The following is a 1,980-nucleotide window of genomic DNA, read 5'->3' as shown; positions in this document are numbered from 1 at the left end:
TGAGCCTTTTCCATCTCGATCAGGTGGCGAGTTCGAGTGCGACGACGGCACGGACGACGGCGGTGATCCGGGTGGTGCTGCAGCGGAGTTTCCTCAGGAGGCGCCAGCATTTGAGGGTGGCCATGGCGCGTTCGCCGAGACTGCGGATTTTGGCGTGATCGCGGTTGTGACGACGACGCCAGCCGCGCGAGTTCTTGCCCCGGAGCGGGACGCGGACAGCAGGGCCTGCGCCCTGATACGCCTTGTCAGCCCAGCACTTGACGTCATCAACGGCGAGAGCGGCGGGAATGCCGTGGGTCCGGGCCGCGGTCAGATCGTGCACGGCTCGCTCCGGGTAGCACGTCCGAGGCCCAGATCAGACGGCCGGCTGGATCCGTGAGGACCTGCACGTTCATCCCGTGGTGCTTATTCTTCCCCGAGTAGTACGGCCTGTCGGCGGCGATGCGGTCGATTGGCAGCAATGTGCCGTCGAGGATCACGTACGCCTTCTTCCGCACCGTCGTCATGGCCTGTTCCAGCGTGGGCGCGAGAGCGGCCAGGAGGTCGACGGCCTCGCGTATGTACCGGTGGACCGTCGCGATCCCGACGCGGAAACCTGCTGCGAGGCGGGCGTAGGTGTCGCCGCAGCGCGGGTGGGCCAGGACGAGCACGGCCTGCCGACCACAGGTCAGGCGCCGCCACCGGGAACCGATCCGACGACGGTGGCCTGCGAGGAGACCGGATAGGTGCTTCAGAGTGCGGCTGGACAGATCGCTACCGGATGGGTAGACAAGCACGCGTAAGCTCCTGGCAGACTGGTGATCTTGGTCGAAAACCCATCTACCAGGGGCTTCACCCTGTTGTCAGCCCAACGGCTTACTGCTGATGCAGGTTGAAGAGGCTCAATGTCAGTGCCGTGCTGTTCACTTGGCCGCGTGGACGCCTCCGCTCTGCACGCCCGTCTGAACGACGCCTGGCGCGCGCCCGAATTGCACTGCCCGCTGCCCACTCATGGGGCAGGGCATGTCTGTGTGTCCAGTGACGCGGAGGATCTGGCCGAGCTGGAACGCGTCGCTGCGGACGTGATTGGCGGGGCGAGTCTGCCCGTACGTGCGTGGGTCGTGGGGGGTACGGCGGCAGGGGCGCCCGACGGTCCGCCGGTGGGCGGGGAGGGTGGTCTTCCCATCGGCGGGGAGGGCGGGCTGCTGGAGTTGCGCGGGTGGGTGCTGGCCGGGCACTGGTTCGGATACGGCGTGACGGCCACCCCCGATGGCCCGCGCCGCGCCGTGATCCTTGCCCGGCGCGTGTTCACCCGCCCGCCCGGTGTCGGGTGGGTGGCGTTGCTGCGGGAGGCCACCGGGTGGACGGAGCCCGATCGGTGCGGCGTCGACTGGGCCGCGACGGAGGCAGCGCTGTGCACCGCGCTGCCCGGTGACTACAAGGACATCGTCGACGCCTTCGGCGCGGGCAGTTTCGACGAGTACCTGGACCTGCTGGTGCCGGGTGCGCTGGGCACGGATTTGGTCTCCTGGGGCCAGGGCATGGCACGGTACGCCGACCTGTACCGGCCATACCCGGTCCACCCCGCGCCTGGCGGCGTGCTCATATGGGGGACCTCCGAGCAGGAGCTGACCTTCCACTGGCTGACCGGACCGGCCGATCCCGACGACTGGCCGGTTCTGGTGCAGTACCTGGACGGTGAGTGGCAGCGCTTCGACTGCGGAACCGGCGAATTCGTGCTGCGACTGCTCACCGACCGCACCTCGCCGTTCGCGTTCCCGCCCTCCGCCGGGCCGTTCCCCCACTGGTTCGCTTCATGGGAGCTGCCGGAGCGCTGAGCCCTTTCTAACCCGGATGTCAGCGCCGCTGACCATGCTCGGCGAAGTGTCTGGGCCGCCGGGACCGACTGCGGATCTGCTGGTCATGACCTCGCTACAGATCGGTGCGTGCAGTCGTCAGCAGGCCGAGGAGCAGCACAGGTATGAGGTTGGAAAAGGCTCA

At 68.1% G+C, this 1,980-nt stretch carries 1 protein-coding gene and 1 pseudogene; one reads left to right on the top strand and one right to left on the bottom strand.

The window, feature by feature from the left end; all coding sequences use genetic code 11:
* Positions 1–19 precede the first annotated feature (19 nt).
* Positions 20–776, bottom strand: a pseudogene (locus tag ACZ7L0_RS43920) (transposase family protein).
* A 234-nt stretch (positions 777–1,010) separates the two neighbouring features.
* Here ACZ7L0_RS43920 and ACZ7L0_RS43915 point away from each other — a divergent pair.
* Positions 1,011–1,817: a hypothetical protein gene (locus tag ACZ7L0_RS43915; protein WP_471248192.1), complete on the top strand. Its 807-nt coding sequence runs from the start codon at positions 1,011–1,013 to the stop codon at positions 1,815–1,817.
* Positions 1,818–1,980: the final 163 nt, after the last annotated feature.

The sequence above is a fragment of the Streptomyces sp. NPDC039424 genome (assembly GCF_055639495.1).
Note: the sequence above shows the minus strand (reverse complement) of the source record. Positions and strands in the feature narration are given on the sequence as shown.